We start from the raw sequence: 16,597 nt of genomic DNA on the forward strand, positions 1-16,597 counted from the left end.
TTGATTCGAGTTAAATGCCGATGACCGATGCCGTGCAATCTCATAATTTAGAATCTCAGATTTTGGAATTTACCCTGAACGGCCAGACCGTGCGCCTCTCTGCCGTGTCGCCTACGATGACGCTTTTACAATATTTGCAACAGTCGGGGCGATCGGGCACGAAGGAAGGCTGCGGAGACGGGGACTGCGGGGCCTGTACAGTGGCAGTCATGGGGCAAGATGCCCAGGGAAAACCCACCTACCACGCAATTAACAGTTGTCTGATTCCCATCGGCGCGATCGCTGGACGAACAGTGATTACGGTAGAGAGTTTGGCGGAGGCAGAGCGGTTGCATCCTGTCCAAGCAGCAATGGTGGAAACGGGCGGTTCCCAGTGCGGCTACTGCACGCCTGGTTTTATTATGAGTTTGTTTGCGGCCTACTATGGGGCCGATGGGGCAATCCCGGATGAAACCGTAGAGGGCAACCTCTGCCGCTGTACGGGCTATTTACCGATTCGGCGGGCGGCTCAGCAACTCAGCCAGCAATTAACTCAGCCAGATCCAGCAACTCCCCGCGATCGATTTTCTGCGCAACTCGCCAATTATGCTGCGCCCAGAAACGATTTTGCTTACATTAGCCCCACGGAGCGCTTCTATCGTCCGACCCAACTGCAAACGGCCTTAGAACTGTTGCACCAGTATCCCGATGCGGTGGTGCTGGCCGGGGGAACGGATCTGGGGCTTGACCTGAGCCACCGTCGTCGATCGTTTCCAACAATCATTGCCCTAGAAGCCATTCCAGAATTGCAAGAAATTCAGCAACTAGAAAATTCGTTCAGCATTGGTGCAAGCGTTTCCCTAAGTCATCTCAAAACAAAATTACATGGTTACTTCCCTAGCCTAGATGAAATGTTAGTCTGGTTTGCAGCCCAGCAGGTTCGCAACCGCGCTACCATGGGTGGCAATCTGGCTACGGCCTCTCCGATCGGTGACCTGCCCCCGGTTTTACTAGCGCTAGATGCGATAGTGGAATTGGTGAGTTTGGACGGAGTCCGCAGGGTGCCCATCGCAGAATTCTTTACAGGCTATCGAAAAACTGTACTGCAACCGGGCGAGTTAATTCGATCGATTGAAATTCCGACAACGCTGACACCAGAAACCACACAACGCCACAGCCAATCTTATAAAATTGGTAAACGGGGCACCGATGATATTAGTATTGTGGCCGCAGCATTTACGATCGATCTCGATGCTCACAACACGATCGTCCATGCCAGGTTGGCCTACGGCGGCGTTGCTGCTACACCCATTCGCGCGATCGCGATCGAACAGGACTTAATCGGCCAACCGTGGACAAGGGAAACCGTGAGGGCCTGTAAACCCAGGTTACACGACTGTTTTACGCCATTGAGTGATCTGCGAGGAAGCGCCCATTACCGAAAAACGTTAGTCGCCAATCTATTTGAAAAATTCTTTATCGACATGGGGGGGAGGTAAACCAATGATTCATCAATCCAAATCCCATGAAAGCGCGATCGGACATGTCACAGGCAAGGCAGTGTATACCGACGAACAACGGCCTCCCGTCGGAATGTTATCACTCTATCCCGTGATGGCTCCCCATGCCCATGCGAGAATCACAACTATTAATCTTAGTGGTGCAGAAAAGGTTGATGGTTACGTTACAGTAGTCACTGCATCGGATATTCCTGGAATTAATAACACAGGAGTCATTCTAGCGGATGAAATTCTATTACCCACCGAAGAAATTAGTTATTGGGGACAGGCAGTGCTGTGGGTTGTGGCTGAGACAGATATTGCGGCTCAACGGGCTGCGGAGATCATTCAAGTTGAATATGAACCCTTGCCTGCCATTCTCTCGATCGCCGATGCCATTGCTGCCGATCGCTTCCATGGCCAACCTACCCAAATTAGTCGTGGGGCGGTCGAAACGGCGCTAGCTCAGTCCGACCATCGTTTAACCGGAGCATTAGAGATCCAAGGTCAGGATCACTTTTACTTGGAAACCCACACCAGTTGGGTGATTCCCGATGGCGAAGGGCATTTTCAAGTCTATTCCTCCACACAACATCCCACGGAAACCCAGGCGATCGTAGCGCGGGTGTTGGGCATTGCCAAAAATCAAGTGGTGGTGACTTGTTTGCGGATGGGCGGTGGCTTTGGGGGCAAGGAAACCCAGGCCAATCCCTTTGCGGCAGTGGCCGCGATCGCAGCTTACAAAACCGGGCAGCCCGTGCGGGTCAAGCTGAAACGGGAACAGGACATGATTCTCACCGGAAAACGCCATGCCTTCCTGGGACAGTATGAGGTCGGATTTACGGCAGAGGGGCAGATTACAGCACTGGCGGTCAAGCTCTACGCCGATGGGGGCTGGAGTTTGGATCTGTCGCCTCCGGTGCTGTTGCGGGCGATGGTGCACGTGGATAACGCCTACTATATTCCCCATCTGACAGTGCAGGGCTGGATTGCCAACACCCATAAGGTCTCCAACACGGCGTTTCGGGGCTTTGGCGGGCCGCAGGGAATGGTGGTGATTGAGGAGGTGATCGATCGGGTTGCTCGGACACTCCAGTTACCGCCGGAGGAGGTTCGGGAACGCAATTTCTATCGGGGTTCCGGGGAAAGGAATACCACCCATTACGGGCAAGAGATTGGGGATAATCGCCTCGATCGGGTCTGGCAGGAATTACTAGATCGATCGAACTTTTCCCAGCGTCGATCGGAAATTGCTCAATTCAATCACACTAGTGTTGATAAAAAGCGAGGCTTAGCCATCACGCCTGTAAAATTTGGAATTTCCTTTAATAAAGTGCAATATAATCAGGCAGGTGCTTTCGTTCTCATTTACACCGATGGTAGTATTCAGTTAAACCACGGTGGTACTGAGATGGGGCAAGGCTTGCATACTAAAATGCTACAGGTAGCCGCAAAATCCCTAGGGGTCAGTCTTCAGCGGTTTCGCATGATGCCCACCAGTACGGATAAGGTACCCAATACCTCAGCCACCGCTGCATCCAGTGGATCGGATTTGAATGGCCAAGCGGTTAAAGACGCCTGTGAAACCTTGAAGGCTCGCTTAAAACCGATCGCGGCTCGTTTGTTAGATTTACCCGAGGATGCAACCTTAGAGTTTGCCGAGGATTGGATTTATTACACGGAAGATAACGCACGAGACAACACACGAAAAATCACCTTTGAAGCAGTTGTGCAAAAAGCCTACGACGATCGAGTTAGCCTATCTGCAACGGGCTACTATCGTACACCCACTATTTTCTGGAATCCGGAAACCGGCAAAGGCAATCCCTTTTACTATTTCGCCTATGGTGCGGCAGTGAGTGAAGTCGAAGTTGATGGCTTAACGGGCATGTTTAAGCTGCGGCAAGTGGACATTGTCCATGATGTGGGCGAGTCACTGAATCCGTTAATCGATCGGGGGCAAATTGAGGGGGGATTTGTGCAGGGAATGGGTTGGCTGACGATGGAGGAGTTGGTCTGGGACGATCGGGGCAGTTTGAGAACCCATGCGCCCAGCACCTATAAGATTCCAACGATTCGCGAAGTTCCAGAAAATTTCAACGTCCATCTGTTGCAACGAGCAGCGCAGGAGGGTGTGATCTATGGCAGTAAGGCCGTGGGAGAACCGCCGCTGATGCTGGCCATTTCGGTGCGAGAGGCGATTCGGGAAGCGATCGCGGCCTTTGGTCACTCTCCTACCAGGGTAGCCCTAGCCTCTCCTGCCACACCAGAGAAAATTCTAACTGCGATCGAGCAAATCACAGCAGAGGTTGAGATTGTCAGTTAAATTTACGCTAATGTCAACGATAAATTAGCTAGAGGTTATATTCAGGTTAGATCACAGCATGGCGCGATCGTTCTATCATTTGTTCTTAAACACCTTACAAACGGAAGCAGTGGTTTTAGCAACGGTGGTTGAAGTATCCGGATCAACACCGCGAGAAATCGGTGCGAAAATGTTTGTAAACGCTGCTGGAACCATTCAAGGAACGATCGGGGGGGGTGCAGGGGAAGCTAAGGTTATTCAACACGCATTGCAAGTTCTCGAAACGGGGATTAAGCAGCGGGTCGAGATTGATTTATCGGGACACCTCAAAGCAGCCAACCCAATCAGCCCCAAGGAAGGGATCTGTGGCGGCAGAATGCAGGTCTGGCTGGAACGCTGGGCTGGAAATGAGGCACGGGCGATCGTGCAGGAAATCCTAACAGCTTTAGAGGCCGGTCGATCGATTACGCTGGTGACGCCCTATGGGAGTGAGCGATCGCCTTGGATTGTCGATCAATTCGATCCCCCTAAATCCCCCTTAAAAAGGGGGACTTTGAATATCGATCCCCCTAAATCCCCCTTAAAAAGGGGGACTTTGAATATCGATCCCCCTAAATCCCCCTTAAAAAGGGGGACTTTGATTAATAATAATCCGGTTCCCCCTTTGTTTCTAGCTTTAGCGGCGCGTAGCGCGGGGGCTAGGGGGAATCAAAACTGTGAAGGAGAGGCATTGGATGCCTTTGTCGAAGTTATCCAACCCCAGCCGACGGTATTGATTATTGGAGCCGGACACTGTGGAATTCAACTGGCTAAAGTAGCTGATATTGCAGGGTTTCAGGTCATGGTACAGGACGATCGGAGGGATTGGGCCAACGCGGATCATTATCCCCAAGCTACTCGAATTTTTACGACTTCGATCGCAGAGACGATCGCGCAACTTAATCACCATTCTGCACTATATATTGCATTGCTGACCCGAGGCTATCAGCATGATGTGCAGGCATTACAAGCAATCATGACCAAAGCCATCCCTTGTCATTACATTGGCATGATGGGCAGTCAGCGACGAGTGCAGCAGGTATTGCAAGCAGTGCAAGCTCAGGTCGCTCAGGAATTCAGCGAACTTTCTGAACTACAGATTAGCCAGTGGCTGCAACACATTCATGCCCCGATCGGTTTAGACATTGGTGCACTGACTCCTGAAGAAATTGCAGTTAGTATTACAGCAGAAATGATTCAAATTCGGCGTCGCGATCGTGATCAAAAATGTTCACCGTAGCATTATTATCGTATTTCTAGTTAATCATCTCTATCGTTAATCTAATTTTTTTGCTTACGACAATCCTAATACCTTTTTCAAGAGATTCTGATCCTGGAGTTTGATGCGGAATCGGTCATTCTCCACATCCCGAATCCAGCTTTGGCTCTTGCCCGTCTTCTCAGCCAAGCTGCGCTGACTCATGCCTAACTGTTTCCTGGCCGCGACAATTTGTTCTCCAGACAGAGATCGTGGCGTTGTTACCGTTTTCTTGTTCGCCGTTTTAGCGCGCGATCGATTCCGTTGTTTGTCTCGCTTGCTTGAGCGTTGCTGCCAATCTGGGGGAATCTCCAACCGAAGAATACGAGCCTGCATCAAACGGTTCCATTTACCCCGAGGAGCCGCATCCGTTAAACGGGATGAATTGCCGCCATCCATCATCCAAAATTCCAAAGCTTCCTCAGCATCCTCCGGTAAATCAGCCAACTTCGCCCAGAGCGGCTGGATTTCAGGGGGATAGGTTTCTGGATCAAATATCGGCTTCAAGCCATAGTGATTCAGGACTTCCAGATCGCCCTCAAACGTGCGTAGCAGTCGCTTACGATCTTCTCGGTGGGAATAGCCTTGTTGTAGTTTTTCTTGACCATAGGCGACCCGCATCAACGTAGGCACGGTGATCCGCTGCTCCATTCCCAATTTGCTTTTAAACAGAAACCACAGCATGATTCGGGCGGCTCCTTCATGCTGTTGCCACATTCCCATCACCGTCTGGAGCAAGGATTTGGGCAAGAGTCCGTATTGATAGAAGGCCGATCCCTCCTGACAGCCGGATTGATTTAAAAAGTATTTTGCCCATTGCCCCGCTTGGATATGAAAGGTCATTCCCACTAAATGCCGACGGCCAGACTCATCTTCCTGAAGACTGGGCTGGATTTCTTGCAGGTGCCACAGGGGAGCACGGGGAATCGAGAATTTAGGAATCCTGCCTTGCTGGGGCCAATGGACTTCTACATCCAATCCGCAGGACTGCTGCACCAATTCACGAATTAAAATGATTTTGGCCGTTTTATTCAAATCCCTACGCTTATCCAAGCCCAAGTACTGTTCAATTTGCCGATCGCTGATCACAAAAGTCTGTTCCCAAGGATGATCTAAGGCAACGGCGTGGGCAGCATAAATCAAATGTAAACAGGCTGACCGAATGTCCAACTTTTCGATACTTGCGATCGCAGCTGGGGCCTTGGCTGCGCAGGAATTGGCTGCAACGGTTGGAGGCGATGGGGATGGAGCAGTGCCCGCTGCCATGAGACTGAAGGCTTCTGCCCGCAACCAAAACCGTAGTCGCCCTCGACCTTGCTTAACTTGGCGTTCGTAATAAAACGTTCCGGTGGCATCCCGTTGCCAGGGTAACGATTGCCGTTGTGCCAACAGATTACAGCCTTCCCACATCACGATCGCAGAAGCAAAGGTATTTGTTTTACCATTGAGAAATAAATTCGGACTCGTGGCCACGCGATCGTTTTCTTTCCATCGTCCTTTTTTAGCTTCCAACGGAGAAGGAGGCGTGTCGATCGGGCAATGAACAACGCATTGTGGCCCTCCAGCAACCGTTGCACAATTATCACAGAGTGCCGGATCGATCCAATAATGCTGATGTTCCACTTGAATCGCACCCATGGGACATTCGGGTACGCAAATACCACATTGAGTACAGTGATTGTGAATCGTATAAGGCATAGTATGGGAGAGCAAAAGAGACAGTGAGCCAGAACTCAATTGAGAATTGCCAGAAAAACTAGAAAAACGGATTCTCTGAGCTGACTGAAAGCTAGCTGACTAGAGCAGAATGAGCTAATCCCCAATCAATATCCCCAATCAATATCCCCAATCAATTTGTGATTGCAACACATCACGATTCCCCCAAATCCTCCCCTGAATAAGAGGGGGACTGTGAAAGAATTTGACTGAATTCCCCTTTAATAAGGGAAGCTAGGAATCGAATCTGTAGCAGTGATCAATCAATTTAGCCTAAGGCACAACTGTCAAGAACACGCATAAAAGACACTCAAGCATTTAGAGCAATCAGTTGGAACGACTGATATCAAGCTGACCGTAACCGAGCAAAGCATTTTATAACTTAGCGAAACACTGCGTAACTCAGCAAGGCATGACTCGTAACTCAGCAAAGCAGGATTGAGCGAGCATTACCTAGCAAATTATTTTTACAATAAAGTATTACTTAGCAAAACATTTTTACTTAGCAAAACATTTTTAGAGTAAGGATTAGACCATGGGAATCAAGGAATCTCCAGCAATTGCACGATCGACTAGCACCTTTGACTAGCACGATCCAGCAGAATGATCGAGCCGCGCAAACCATCGAGCCGCGCAAACCATCGAGCCGCACAAACAAAGGAAATTAACTATCTATAGTTAACTATCTATAGTTCTAATCAGAATTGGGATGTGTATTTGTTCCTACTAAGCAATTCCCGATTTATTTAATTTTCTTAATCAGGATTTAATGTATTCACGATTACCCCGATCGTGGGCCAGGGCGACCAGGGCAACCCAAACTATGATTGTTTTGATTATGGCTGTTTTGATTATGGCTACTTTGACTATAGTCGCCCCGATCGTGATTACCCGATCGTGGTTGCTCCAATCTCCGCAACATCCGATCGAGCCTATACCCACTCCATGGGCCATTATGCTTCCAGCACATTGAGCCGTAACGGATTCAGGTGGACTTGCCAGGGCAAGGGCTGGTCTTTTAGCTGTTCCCACCGTTCTTTAAACACTTCTGCCTGCAAATGATAATCCCCAGCATGGGTCGGCGGGTGATGGAGTTTGAGATAGAGCGTCATCCGGTGGGGGGTTTCACTCGTCGCCGTTAGCCAACAGGAGAACGTATTCAAGCTCGGGTTAGGAGAGCTGAGCGGACTGAGCACAGGCGGACTGAGTGCAGTCGGAACTGGAACAAAGGTAATTTGGTGGGCACGGATGGCGATCGCGCTCAGGCGCTCTGGAATCGGTTCCAGCACCGTTAAATCACAGCCCCAATCGATCGCTTGGACTTGCTGGGTCCCCACCGGAATGGCGCGGGAAAAGTTTTTACACCCCGTCAGTTGGGCAATACTGGCACATTTGGGATGCTCAAAAATCTCCTGCTTCGACCCATGGGCGATCGCCTGTCCCTGTTCCAACACGAGTAAATTTTGGGCAATGCGGTAAACTTCTTCCATGTTGTGGCTGACAAATAACGTGACGCCGGAATAGGTGCTGAGGGTCGTCATTAACTCACGCTCCAATTGGCTACGGAGGTGGGTGTCCAGCGCGGAAAATGGCTCATCCAGCAGCAGCACCTCCGGCTGGCTGGCGAGGGCACGGGCCAAGGCCACCCGCTGCTGTTGACCGCCGGACAATTGATGGGGATAGCGATCGGCCAAACCCGTTAATCCCATGCGGCTGAGATAGTGGGTGACTTCCTGCTGAATGGCTGATTTGACCAGGGTTTTCGGTAGGCCAAAGGCAATATTTTGCGCCACGGTCAGGTGGGGAAACAGGGCATAGTTCTGAAAAATAAAACCAATGCGCCGATCTTGGCTGGGTACGTTAATGCCCCGTTGGGAATCCAATAAAATTCGCCCGTTCAAAATAATCTGGCCTGCCGTCGGCGTCTCTGTTCCCGCAAGACAGCGCAACAACATACTTTTGCCCGATCCCGATGCCCCTAAAATTCCCAAGGGCTGATTGTCAGCTAAAAATTTGACTTGGAGCGTAAAGTCAGGCAACTCTTTACACAGCTCGATCGAGAGTCCTGAATGAGTAGACTGTGCAGTAAATCGATGTTGCGATCGCCGAGACTTTTTTTCCCAGATTAGATGGCTGACTGGCTTAAGGAAATCACTTCGGGGTGACTTTAGCGATCGCCAGAAAGAACGGAAGACCCGCTTGATAGAATCGCTAGATTGATAGCGGTGTGTTCTCTGCACTAGTCGCTGGGAATAACGGTTAAATGACCATAGATTAATCACCGCAATCGCAGATAAAGAAATAGAAAGAATCACACCCGACCAGAACCACGCCTGTTGGTTTTCTCCGGCCTCCACTGCACGATAAATCGCCAGGGGAATGGTCGTCGTGACACCGGGAATATTGCCCGCAAGCATCAATGTTGCACCAAATTCCCCCAGCCCCCGCGCAAAGGCTAACGTTGCCCCAGCCAGAATGCCAGGAAGGGCTAGGGGTAGGCTAATTCGCCAGAAAATTTCAGCTTCCGATGCCCCAAGGGTTCTGGCCGCTTGCAGGAGGTGCCCATCAATCTGCTCAAAGGCTCCCAAGGCGGTGCGATACATCAAGGGAAACGTTACGACTGTAGCCGCGATCGCGGCGGCATACCAGGTAAAAATAATCTCTGTATTAAGTGCACGGAGCAGTTGCCCGATCGGGCCTTGTTGACCAAACAGTTGCAGCAAAATAAACCCCACAACCGTTGGCGGCAAAATTAAGGGGGAAATCAACAGACCATCCAAGAAAGAACGCCATTGCCCACGATAATGAACCAAGCGATAGGCTACAGTGACCCCTAGCAAAAAAGTAACCACCGTCGCAACGCTGGAAACTTTGAGAGAGATCCACAGAGGAGAAAGATCAAATTCACTCGGCTGCATCGAAAAAAGAAGAATAAAAGACAGAGAAACACGATCGAACTGATACCCCAATCCTTAACGGGGCACTATCTCAAATCCAGCTTGGGTAAATCTATTTTGGGCGATCGGGCTGGAAAGAAAGTTAGAGAAATCGGTAGCCGCTTCAGGATGTTTGCTGGTTTTGATGACGGCGATCGGGTAGACGATCGGATCGTGCAAATTGTCGGCGATCGTTTCAACGATTTTGACTTGGTTGGTGGTCTTAGCATCCGTCAGGTAAACCAAACCCGCTTGGGCGTTACCAGATTCAACAAATTGCAGCACTTGCCGCACATTGTTGGCAAGGACGTATTTAGCTTGCAACGTCTTCCAAAGACCCTGTTTTTCGAGGATTTGTTGAGCATACTGTCCTGCGGGAACACTTGCAGGATCCCCGATTGCAATCCGTTTCACCTCATCCTGGGTCAGACCTTGCAGATTGCTAACACCGGATTGATTGGCTGGAACAATCAACACCATGCGATTTTTCAGCAAATTTCGCCGACTCCCAGGAACAATTAAATTTTTCGCCTCCAGTTGATTCAAAGGCTTTGCTGCTGCTGCAATAAAAACATCTACAGGAGATCCTTGTTCAACTTGCCGTTGCAACGCACCAGAACTGGCAAAATTATAGCGAACCGTTGCTGTGGCGTTAGATTCTTGATACAGCGGTGCAATCTCTTGGAGCACATTGGTCAGGCTGGCGGCGGCGGACACCGTGAGGTCGATCGAGGGTTGGGAGGGAGGAGAAGGCGATTTTGACGCGGTATTAGGGGAACCATTCGGGAAACAAGCCGTAACGACGATACCTAGGGCAACAACCAATCCGAGGAAGACCGAAATCTGTTTTTTGGAAGTAAGCCGCATACCCATTTGTAATCCTTTCTCAAGCCTGAATGTTTTGAGTCCTCAATGTAGCCAAGGGAAAGCAATTTGCTATAAGACAGAATTAAAAGTTAAGCCTGAAGTTCGCTTAGCAAAAGTCTAGCAGATTAGTTCAGGCTATTCGCTAGGGCTTGGTGAGTGTAGCAATTTTTGGGGCAGACTCGACTACAAGCCTGACAGCCAATGCAATTGTCAGCATGGGCGATCGTCATGACTTTGCGTTCAATTTCGTCGTCGTCCTCATTTTCGACAAACTCTCCCTCTTCATTCAGGGCTCTCAGCTGCAAAACATCCCTTCCACAGACTTTAAAACATCGACCACAGCCAATGCATTTTTCTTGATTAATCGCCTGAACAAACTGTGGGATCCAAACTTTTCGACCAAAGGTTAAGCCTGTCAGTGTCGTCATAGTTGATGGTTCCTCATCCAGTTAAGAAATGCGATTGGTAATGCGAACGGAAACAACGGAAAGTAGTTCAGGACTGAGAGGAACTCGATTTGAACCTAGCCGAATGATATAGCGGGGAAAGTTTTGTTCCAGGGTAATGGTTTTACCCAAGGTGAGCCCTAGGGTTTTCAGCTTCCGGTGGGTATAATCGTTGGCCTGGTGCAGTTTTGCAATAACTGCCCGCTCTCCAACTTTCAATTGCTTTAAGGGGTAAAGAAGATCTGTCATGGTGCACTGTGTTAAGGGGAGGTAGACTTAGACAAGATAAGGCTCTTGGTGGGTTCGAATCGTGCAATCCGATCGGGGATAGGCGACGCAGAGGAGAGCAAAGCCCTTGGCCATTTGGTCATCGTCTAAAAAGACTTGATCCGCCTGATCCAATTCACCTTCCACCACTTTACCCACACAACTCGAACAGGAACCGGATTGACAGGATGAAGGCAGCTCGATGCCTTGTTCTTCAGCCGCTTCGAGAATCGTTGTCCCATCACTGACAGGAAAGGTGATGTCGATCGCGTGTTTTTTATTGATTAAATGGACTTGATAGGTTGCCATGGTTGTAATCTCCTACAATCTCTTTCTACAATCTCTTTCTACAATCTCTTTCTACAATTGCTGCCTACAATCTCTTCCTACAGTTGCTGAATTAAGCATTGGCACTGGATGCCCCTAGGACTGGCAGGAAACCCCCGCTGGGGAACAATCTCCAGCTTTAAACGATTGACCACAGCCACAGGTTTCGGTGGCATTGGGGTTGCTAAACTTGAATCCGCTTTGCGTCAACCCCTCGACATAATCAATCACCACGCCATCTAAGAGTGATGCGCTTTGCCGATCGAGGTAAATTTGTAACTTACCTTGCTCTACTACAATGTCATCGGGTTGCGGAGGTGCAATGTCTAAGCCGTATTGATAGCCGCTACAGCCACCATCTTGAATAGACAAACGGACACGCTTCAGCGGAGCATCAGGAACCGCATTAGCACTCTGAACAAAGGCACGTAATCGTAGTTCAGCGATTTCTGTCATGTTAACTAGCATGGATTGCCTCAAAGTCTCAACGAATAGGACAGTGGAAAATTTTGGAAGGGGAAAGTTCGGGAATAGGAAATTCGGGAGATGAAAAATTCGGGAAGTGGCCGAACTATTTCCTACAGGCCGCGTCTACTCAACTAAAACCGGATGTACCGACGTTTCTGTAACCCGGAGTGCGGTAAAGGAATAAACATCACTAGAATTGTAGAGATAATCAAAATCTTAACGATAACGGGAGAATAGAACAAGCTTAGGAAAAGATAAAACTGGCAGATGATTGAAACAGGTAAACAAATAGTTGGACTCAGAGATTTTTGGGTCATTGAAACCGCAAAAATGGATAGCGTGAGCAGTGATAGGATGGTTCCCATAAACGGCCTCATGAAGGTTCAGTGATTCTCATGGTCATCCAGAAAGTCTGCTGAAATTGTCTCTCTCAAACCCACTTTCTAGACTTGCCTAACAACTGGCTGGGAAAATCCTTCCAAATGCCGACTCCGATCGCCACAAACCGGACAATTAGGATCATGGTAAGGGCGATGCTTAGCAAAATCAGCTCTTGCCAGATCCATCGTTAACAGTTGATTAAACAAGGGCTGGCCAAAGCCTGTAATGACCTTAATGGCTTCCAGGGCTGTGAGACAGGCTAACGTGCCCGAAACCGCCCCTAGAACCCCAAATCCACGCTTATCCCAATCGGGTTTTTCGGGAAACAGACAGGACAGACAAGGGGTTAATCCCGGCACGATCGTAGTGAGATAAGCTTCCATATCATTCATAGCCGCTTCCACCATCGGCTTCCCCCAACGGACACAGGCAGCATTCAGCAAATCCCGTTCCACAAAATTGTGGGCACAGTCGAGGACAAGATCACTCGATCGAACCAGATCATCCACATTCTCCGCAGTGACATAATCACAAATCGCATCCACTTGGATATCGGGATTGATAGATTGCAGCGTTTTCTGAGCCTTAAACACCCGAGGTTGCCCCACCCAATCATCGGTCATCAGGACTTGACGATTCATGTCATCTAACCGCAGCTCTCCGCCCCGCAGCAAGACCAGTTTCCCGACGCCTGCCACCGCTAAATACAGCGCCGCCGTGCCACCTAAGCCACCCACTCCTGTCACAAGTACAGTGGCTTGTTTCAGTTTTTGTTGAGCCTCTTCACCAAATCCACTTAACATGATTTGGCGACGATAGCGTTCAATTTCTGTTGGCGTCAATGGTTCCACTGGAGTTCTCCCCGCTGTTTCTTCTAGCAATTCCCTGAAGATTATCGAATCCCCAATTGACTGATCAAGGCCACAGATCCGATCCCTCCTAGTCCCCCTTAATAAGGGGGGGAATTTAGACAAATTCCCTTAAAGACACCCGTAATCAAGGAGATTGAGGGGAATCATTCTGGCTTGCAATCACCAATGAGATGAGGTATTAGCTTTGCCCAATTTCTGAGAGCAAAACAATATTGGGGGGCTTTTCGTGGAAGACTTTAAAGAGCTTCTGCTCTAAGGCATTAGAATCCAGAAACAGTTCGTAGGCTTGTTGAAAGGCACCACGATATTGCTCTAGAATCTGGGCTTCATTGGCGGCGGCGGCAATCAGTTCTGCCAGCACGGTTTGGCGTTCCCGCAATAGATTAGAAAACTTCTGGAGAATATGCAGGCGATTGATATTCACCACGACGGGATCGTAGGGCAAATCAAAAAACTCAAAATACTGTTCCGTTTCAGTCAGTTGGTGAAAGTCGGCAAGGGTTTTACTCATCGTGCTGGCTCCCATTTCTTCAATTACTCCCGTAAGTGCTAATGATGTCGAATAATAGTGTCGGAATTATGCCAATGCTTCCAGTTGCTTGAGCTGTTGTTTGAGCTGATGGATCTGATGATAAATCTCGTACGTGGTGGTCGCCGCTTCAATCAGACGATCGTAGTCCGTAGGTAAACCTTCTGCGAGATCATGCAAATCCATTTTGAGTTGCCCTGCTTTGCTGTTGAGCCTTTTAATTTGGGCTTGCAGATCGGTTGCGGTTGGAGTCGTCATGATGGTTTGTAATTCCTCTCATCCTCTACAGAGTTCTGACCTCAGGAAACCGCTGAGCTAGGGTCACACCCGCTGCAATGAGCTTGTCACCTTCGATCGCGAGTTTCTCTAGGGACTCAAACCCAAACCGTTGGGCATCTCGCAGGGTTCGAGAGACTAGCAAGAGGCGACCGGAAAAGACCAAAGCCCAACCAAACCCTTCATGGCTCAGGTCAATCACCACTTGGGACAGAGCCCCCGTTTCCACTTCAATTTGATAGGCAACCGCCCGATAGAACGCGAGAATCCGCCCTTGGGTGATGGGATCAACCTCACCCTCCACGGAAATTTCCCGCTTTTGGGCTTTGGTGACCACGTAGGGTTTCAGGAGCAGTTCATCGGGCCAGTTGCGGTAAGTGCCATAGGCATCATTGGCGCGAATTTGCTGAGCGATCGCTTTCAAAAAGGGGCTGTTGAGCAATTCTGAAGCATCTAGTGTGGTGACAGGTGCAGTATTGCTAGTCATGGAGTTAGGGATTCCTTAATAGTTTCAAGTTGTGTTGTGATTGCTGTGTCCGGTTATATCTAGTCCAGATCATCTAATGTAGATGATTGTTGTTGTAAGGCTTTGCGTAACCAAGGGGGAGGATTACCATTGAGCGTTGTGACCAGTTTGTCTAAGACTTCAGTGATTTCCTGATCCTCCGATTGAGCCTTGATGGGCGTGATGCGTTGCTTAATTAAGCGAGCAGCAGCACTCCCACCGATCGCTGATACATACACGATCGTGCAATCTTGGAGCGCTTCAATTTTGGGAACCAGCTTGTCCTCATTGCCATCTTCTTGAAGATTGCCATCGAACCACAGCGTTTCCAAAAATTCGTAACCCTTGGGCGAGACATCATAGACATCGATCGTTTTCGCCCAACCAAAGTGAGCATTAATATGGGCGCGATCGTGGGTGGTAAAGGCAATTTTCATGGTGTTCTCCTGAGCTATTTTTTCCTGAGGATTAACTTGCTAAGCTTTCTGCGAATTGGAATGCGGTGGGGCGCTGGATATCGTAGGGCTATGGGCCTCCTCTTGTTCTAAAAATAAATTGCCAACCTCAAACAGCAGTTGGGTCGTTCCGCGATAGCCCACCGTACATTTTTGGCCATTGCCCAGGCGATCGAAAACGGGAAACCCTAGACGATAGAGGGGAATATTCAACCGACGGGCGATCGGGGCTACATTGGAATTACCAATCAATAAATCTGCCCCCCCTGCCAACTGCTCAAAGTCTTCTAAATCACCAATGACCACCGTTTCGATCGGCAAGGTTTGCAGCAAAGGCGATTTTGTCGTAGTGACAGCGGCATGGATTTCTGCCCCCATGGACAGCAGCCATTGCGTGATAGTTGCCAGTAAATCCGGTTCTAAGGCAAGGGCAACTCGCTTACGCCCAAAGAAGAAATGTGTATCCAGCATGGCATCCTGAAGCTGACGGCGCTGGTGGAGATACGGCTGAGGCACAGAGAGGCCACTTAAATCCATCAACGCTTGCAGAAATTCATCCACCGCCCTCAATCCAGTGAGGTGAGGAAAGACTTCGTAGGGAATCCCCAGTTGTTTCTGCAAAATTTCCGCAGCCCCCCGCATACTGTCTCCAAGGGCAATGGTAAACACTGAATTACCCACGCTTTGCAATTGTTCTAAGGTTGTCCCTCCTGCCGTCACAGCACTATAGGTATCCCCCAGGTGCCCATCGAGTGAGAGGGACAAATCTGGGATCACAATGGGGGATAGGCCAAACGCAGAAACGATTTCTTTAATTTCTTGCACATCACCCGGCCCAAAAGCCGCACTGACAAGAATCACAACTTGGTTGGGGGATGGCTCGATCGAAGACTTGGCAGTAATTGTTGCAGTAATTGTTGGAATGGTACTAACAATACTCTCGACAGCCGCTGCATAACCATCCTGCAAAGCACCTTTAAAATCCGGTGTGGCAACAGACACGATCGGTAAATGATTCAGTTCAGGATGTTCCTCACGAAAGGATTTGAGAATCCGTTCCATATCATCCCCGCGAGTTTCGGTTAAGCCTGTGGTACATAGACCAATGATTTCTGGCTGGGCTTTCTCCACCAAGGTTAGAATGGCGGCTCCTACGTTGTCTTCTCCCCCTAAAATTGTGCTCACTTCCGTCATGGCCGTGGTGGCAAGGGGGATGGCTTCCCGGAAATGACGCACTAGGACGACTTTAGCAAACGCTGTGCAACCCTGGGAACCGTGGAATAGGGGCATCACGCCCTTCAAACCTAAGAACGCGATCGCGGCTCCTAGGGGTTGACTCTGTTTGAGCGGATTGACGGCGACGGATTTGGTGGGAGTGGTGATTGTTGCCATTGGAGTTGTCCGATGATGGAAGGTGATGAGAGAATTCAGACAGTACTTGCACTCAAGCGATGCAATCACACATTGCTTGG

General features: G+C 49.4%; 16 protein-coding genes. 3 read left to right on the forward strand and 13 right to left on the reverse strand.

Features of this window, described 5'->3' with window-relative positions:
* Positions 1–14 precede the first annotated feature (14 nt).
* The 3 genes from xdhA to H6G21_RS13665 are packed head-to-tail and all read left to right on the forward strand — an operon-like array spanning position 15 to position 5,062.
* Positions 15–1,478: a xanthine dehydrogenase small subunit gene (gene xdhA / locus H6G21_RS13650; protein ID WP_242041816.1), complete on the forward strand. Its 1,464-nt coding sequence runs from the start codon at positions 15–17 to the stop codon at positions 1,476–1,478.
* 4 nt (positions 1,479–1,482) lie between these two features.
* Entirely contained in the window at positions 1,483–3,804 is a 2,322-nt protein-coding gene (xdhB, locus tag H6G21_RS13655) for a xanthine dehydrogenase molybdopterin binding subunit (RefSeq protein ID WP_190573972.1), read from the forward strand.
* A gap of 58 nt (positions 3,805–3,862) precedes the next feature.
* Positions 3,863–5,062 (forward strand): XdhC/CoxI family protein, encoded by a 1,200-nt coding sequence (locus H6G21_RS13665; RefSeq protein WP_242041817.1) that lies wholly within the window; start codon positions 3,863–3,865, stop codon positions 5,060–5,062.
* A 54-nt stretch (positions 5,063–5,116) separates the two neighbouring features.
* Here the strand turns inward: H6G21_RS13665 and H6G21_RS13670 are convergent, their stop codons facing one another.
* The 13 genes from H6G21_RS13670 to nifN form a co-directional block, all read right to left on the reverse strand.
* Entirely contained in the window at positions 5,117–6,778 is a 1,662-nt protein-coding gene (locus tag H6G21_RS13670; RefSeq protein ID WP_190573973.1) for a helix-turn-helix domain-containing protein, read from the reverse strand.
* A 971-nt stretch (positions 6,779–7,749) separates the two neighbouring features.
* Positions 7,750–9,714 (reverse strand): molybdate ABC transporter permease subunit, encoded by a 1,965-nt coding sequence (gene modB, locus H6G21_RS13675; RefSeq protein WP_190573974.1) that lies wholly within the window; start codon positions 9,712–9,714, stop codon positions 7,750–7,752.
* A 54-nt stretch (positions 9,715–9,768) separates the two neighbouring features.
* On the reverse strand, positions 9,769–10,599 hold the full coding sequence (gene modA, locus H6G21_RS13680) for a molybdate ABC transporter substrate-binding protein (protein WP_190573975.1): 831 nt from the start codon (positions 10,597–10,599) through the stop codon (positions 9,769–9,771).
* A 125-nt stretch (positions 10,600–10,724) separates the two neighbouring features.
* Positions 10,725–11,027: a ferredoxin III, nif-specific gene (gene fdxB / locus H6G21_RS13685; RefSeq protein WP_190573976.1), complete on the reverse strand. Its 303-nt coding sequence runs from the start codon at positions 11,025–11,027 to the stop codon at positions 10,725–10,727.
* Between the two features lie 21 nt (positions 11,028–11,048).
* Entirely contained in the window at positions 11,049–11,294 is a 246-nt protein-coding gene (locus H6G21_RS13690) for a ferrous iron transport protein A (RefSeq protein ID WP_190573977.1), read from the reverse strand.
* Positions 11,295–11,321: 27 nt separating this feature from the next.
* Positions 11,322–11,621: a 2Fe-2S iron-sulfur cluster-binding protein gene (locus H6G21_RS13695; protein ID WP_190573978.1), complete on the reverse strand. Its 300-nt coding sequence runs from the start codon at positions 11,619–11,621 to the stop codon at positions 11,322–11,324.
* 114 nt (positions 11,622–11,735) lie between these two features.
* On the reverse strand, positions 11,736–12,107 hold the full coding sequence (locus H6G21_RS13700) for an iron-sulfur cluster assembly accessory protein (protein WP_190573979.1): 372 nt from the start codon (positions 12,105–12,107) through the stop codon (positions 11,736–11,738).
* Between the two features lie 443 nt (positions 12,108–12,550).
* Positions 12,551–13,339, reverse strand: a complete 789-nt coding sequence (locus tag H6G21_RS13705; RefSeq protein ID WP_190573980.1) for a ThiF family adenylyltransferase — start codon at positions 13,337–13,339, stop codon at positions 12,551–12,553.
* 199 nt (positions 13,340–13,538) lie between these two features.
* Positions 13,539–13,871, reverse strand: coding sequence for a nitrogenase-stabilizing/protective protein NifW (gene nifW / locus H6G21_RS13710; RefSeq protein WP_190573981.1), 333 nt, complete (start codon positions 13,869–13,871; stop codon positions 13,539–13,541).
* 66 nt (positions 13,872–13,937) lie between these two features.
* Positions 13,938–14,147, reverse strand: a complete 210-nt coding sequence (locus tag H6G21_RS13715) for a CCE_0567 family metalloprotein (protein ID WP_190573982.1) — start codon at positions 14,145–14,147, stop codon at positions 13,938–13,940.
* A 25-nt stretch (positions 14,148–14,172) separates the two neighbouring features.
* Positions 14,173–14,652 (reverse strand): NifX-associated nitrogen fixation protein, encoded by a 480-nt coding sequence (locus H6G21_RS13720; RefSeq protein WP_190573983.1) that lies wholly within the window; start codon positions 14,650–14,652, stop codon positions 14,173–14,175.
* A gap of 59 nt (positions 14,653–14,711) precedes the next feature.
* Positions 14,712–15,107 carry a nitrogen fixation protein NifX gene (gene nifX, locus H6G21_RS13725; RefSeq protein WP_190573984.1) on the reverse strand — a complete coding sequence of 132 codons (396 nt, stop codon included), beginning with the start codon at positions 15,105–15,107 and terminating at the stop codon, positions 14,712–14,714.
* Positions 15,108–15,146: 39 nt separating this feature from the next.
* Positions 15,147–16,517 carry a nitrogenase iron-molybdenum cofactor biosynthesis protein NifN gene (gene nifN, locus H6G21_RS13730; RefSeq protein ID WP_190573985.1) on the reverse strand — a complete coding sequence of 457 codons (1,371 nt, stop codon included), beginning with the start codon at positions 16,515–16,517 and terminating at the stop codon, positions 15,147–15,149.
* Positions 16,518–16,597 lie beyond the last annotated feature (80 nt).

It is taken from the genome of Alkalinema sp. FACHB-956 (assembly GCF_014697025.1).
GTDB lineage: Bacteria > Cyanobacteriota > Cyanobacteriia > Leptolyngbyales > Leptolyngbyaceae > Alkalinema.

Coding starts and splice junctions, on each gene's coding strand:
- H6G21_RS13690 (WP_190573977.1), bottom strand. CDS start 11,294: ATGACAGATCTTCTTTACCCCTTAAAGCAATTGAAAGTTGGAGAGCGG.
- xdhB (WP_190573972.1), top strand. CDS start 1,483: ATGATTCATCAATCCAAATCCCATGAAAGCGCGATCGGACATGTCACA.
- H6G21_RS13695 (WP_190573978.1), bottom strand. CDS start 11,621: ATGGCAACCTATCAAGTCCATTTAATCAATAAAAAACACGCGATCGAC.
- H6G21_RS13670 (WP_190573973.1), bottom strand. CDS start 6,778: ATGCCTTATACGATTCACAATCACTGTACTCAATGTGGTATTTGCGTA.
- H6G21_RS13720 (WP_190573983.1), bottom strand. CDS start 14,652: ATGACTAGCAATACTGCACCTGTCACCACACTAGATGCTTCAGAATTG.
- nifW (WP_190573981.1), bottom strand. CDS start 13,871: ATGAGTAAAACCCTTGCCGACTTTCACCAACTGACTGAAACGGAACAG.
- xdhA (WP_242041816.1), top strand. CDS start 15: ATGCCGATGACCGATGCCGTGCAATCTCATAATTTAGAATCTCAGATT.
- H6G21_RS13665 (WP_242041817.1), top strand. CDS start 3,863: ATGGCGCGATCGTTCTATCATTTGTTCTTAAACACCTTACAAACGGAA.
- modA (WP_190573975.1), bottom strand. CDS start 10,599: ATGCGGCTTACTTCCAAAAAACAGATTTCGGTCTTCCTCGGATTGGTT.
- modB (WP_190573974.1), bottom strand. CDS start 9,714: ATGCAGCCGAGTGAATTTGATCTTTCTCCTCTGTGGATCTCTCTCAAA.
- nifX (WP_190573984.1), bottom strand. CDS start 15,107: ATGAAAATTGCCTTTACCACCCACGATCGCGCCCATATTAATGCTCAC.
- fdxB (WP_190573976.1), bottom strand. CDS start 11,027: ATGACGACACTGACAGGCTTAACCTTTGGTCGAAAAGTTTGGATCCCA.
- H6G21_RS13715 (WP_190573982.1), bottom strand. CDS start 14,147: ATGACGACTCCAACCGCAACCGATCTGCAAGCCCAAATTAAAAGGCTC.
- H6G21_RS13700 (WP_190573979.1), bottom strand. CDS start 12,107: ATGCTAGTTAACATGACAGAAATCGCTGAACTACGATTACGTGCCTTT.
- nifN (WP_190573985.1), bottom strand. CDS start 16,517: ATGGCAACAATCACCACTCCCACCAAATCCGTCGCCGTCAATCCGCTC.